At 63.9% G+C, this 1,857-nt stretch carries 4 protein-coding genes; 3 read left to right on the top strand and 1 reads right to left on the bottom strand.

Annotated features, from left to right (window positions below; genetic code table 11):
- Positions 1 to 119 precede the first annotated feature (119 nt).
- The 3 genes from EN964_RS33245 (at position 120) to EN964_RS33235 (ending at position 1,353) form a co-directional block, all read left to right on the top strand.
- On the top strand, positions 120 to 284 hold the full coding sequence (locus EN964_RS33245) for a hypothetical protein (RefSeq protein ID WP_127272632.1): 165 nt from the start codon (positions 120 to 122) through the stop codon (positions 282 to 284).
- A 52-nt stretch (positions 285 to 336) separates the two neighbouring features.
- Complete coding sequence (locus tag EN964_RS33240; protein ID WP_164749099.1) at positions 337 to 660, top strand: YkgJ family cysteine cluster protein; 324 nt, start codon at positions 337 to 339, stop codon at positions 658 to 660.
- 81 nt (positions 661 to 741) lie between these two features.
- Entirely contained in the window at positions 742 to 1,353 is a 612-nt protein-coding gene (locus tag EN964_RS33235) for a LysE family translocator (RefSeq protein ID WP_127270585.1), read from the top strand.
- A gap of 87 nt (positions 1,354 to 1,440) precedes the next feature.
- On the opposite strand, the gene EN964_RS33230 is transcribed toward EN964_RS33235, so the two are convergent.
- Positions 1,441 to 1,827: a nuclear transport factor 2 family protein gene (locus tag EN964_RS33230; RefSeq protein ID WP_127270583.1), complete on the bottom strand. Its 387-nt coding sequence runs from the start codon at positions 1,825 to 1,827 to the stop codon at positions 1,441 to 1,443.
- Positions 1,828 to 1,857 lie beyond the last annotated feature (30 nt).

Raw genomic sequence — 1,857 nt, 5'->3', positions numbered from 1 at the left:
CATCGAGGCGGTGAAAAACTGGTCGCCCGAGGAAATGAACATCACGGCCGTTTCGGCGCTGATCGGCCGCCTGCGCAATCCGCGCGCCCCATCATCGCGCTTCGCCGACGAGGACTGACATGGCCATAAAATTCTCCTCCAAGGATCAGACGGCAGCCTCGGGTGCTGCGGCAAAACCGGCCAAGCCGGTTGCCGCGCCGAAAGCCGGCGACGCCACCGAGGCCGCGACCGATCTGTTCAAGTCGCCGGCGGATTCGAAGGGCGAGACGGCTAAGAAGAAATAGCGCCTTGCCGCAAGACGCCGATCAAAACCCCGCCGCGCCGGGGCTGTCCGCCCTGGGGGCCGCCGCGAGCGTTTTGTCGTCGCAACACGGCACCTTCGATTGCCAAAGCTGCGGTGCCTGCTGTTCCTATTCGGCCGAGTGGCCGCGCTTTTCCACCGAGGATGACGCACAGCTCGACCGTATCCCGGAAAAATATGTCGCATCTGACCTGTCAGGCATGCGCTGCGAGGGCGTGCGCTGCTCGGCGCTGTCCGGCGAGATCGGCAAGTCGACCGCTTGCGGCATCTACGACGTCCGGCCGGATGTCTGTCGCGCCTGCATGCCCGGCGACGAGGAGTGCCTGATGGCACGCCAGGCGCTCGGGTTACCGGTGTAGCCAATCTCCAATCGCCTCCGCTTGTGCGCCGACCCGCAGCCCGATACCTTCCTGGTTGGGTAGGGTGCCGGAGGAACCATCGTGAGCATCGAATTTCTGTTGACGTCCCTGATTGTCGTGGCTTCGCCCGGCACCGGCGTTCTCTACACGCTGAGCGCCGGCCTCTCGCGCGGTGCGCGAGCCAGCGTCATCGCCGCCTTCGGCTGCACGCTCGGCATCATCCCGCACATGGCCGCTGCCATCACTGGCCTGGCGGCGCTGCTGCACACCAGTGCGCTCGCCTTCGAGACGCTGAAATATCTCGGCGTCGCCTACCTGCTCTACATGGCCTGGAACACACTCAAGGAAAATGGTGGCCTCAGCGTCGACCAGGATGTGACGCCGCGTTCGGCCGGCAAGGTGATTGCCACCGGCATCCTCGTCAACGTGCTCAATCCGAAACTTTCGATCTTCTTCTTCGCCTTCCTGCCGCAATTCGTCAGCACCACGGAGCCCAACGCGCTGTCGAAGATGCTGGAGCTGAGTTCCGTCTTCATGCTTTTGACCTTCGTGGTTTTCGTCGGCTACGGCATCTTCGCCGCCTCGATCCGCAGCCACGTCGTCTCGCGGCCAATGGTGTTGACCTGGATGCGCCGGACTTTCGCCGGCGCCTTCGTCATGCTTGGCGCGAAGCTGGCGCTGGCGGATCGGTAGAGCCACGGGGAGCGGCTCAGTCTTGCTGATCCGCTCGCCTTGTTGCGCTGTTCCGGGCGATGCCCTTTGGGAAATTGCTCGGGCGCGCTACCCCTTCACATAGCCCATCGCTTCGACGATCCGCCCGTCGGTCACGCGCATGAGGTTGACGCCGCGCAGCGAATTGCCGTCGGCCATGAAATAGCGCCAGCGGATCGTTGCCCGGTCGCCGGCAACGAAGGTTTCCTCGACATCGAAGCGCGTGCCGGCCTGAGTCGCGATCGCCGTCCAAAGCCCGACGCACGCCGCTTGTCCGGCAAAACGAGCGCCGTCCGGCGCCGGCGCGGTGTTCTCGATCACGCAATCCTCAGCCACCAGTTCGGCGAGTGCCGAGGGATCATGGCGTTGGAATACGTCGTTGTAGCGCCGCATGATCTCGGCCGTCTGCTGGGACAGATCGTACGCGGTTGCGTCCATGACAAGCTCCTGTGTCATCTTCTTCCTCCTGGCTTCATTGGCCTTTGG

Source organism: Mesorhizobium sp. M7A.F.Ca.CA.001.10.2.1 (assembly GCF_003998575.1).
Taxonomy (GTDB): domain Bacteria; phylum Pseudomonadota; class Alphaproteobacteria; order Rhizobiales; family Rhizobiaceae; genus Mesorhizobium.
This window is presented reverse-complemented; position numbering and strand designations above follow the sequence as displayed.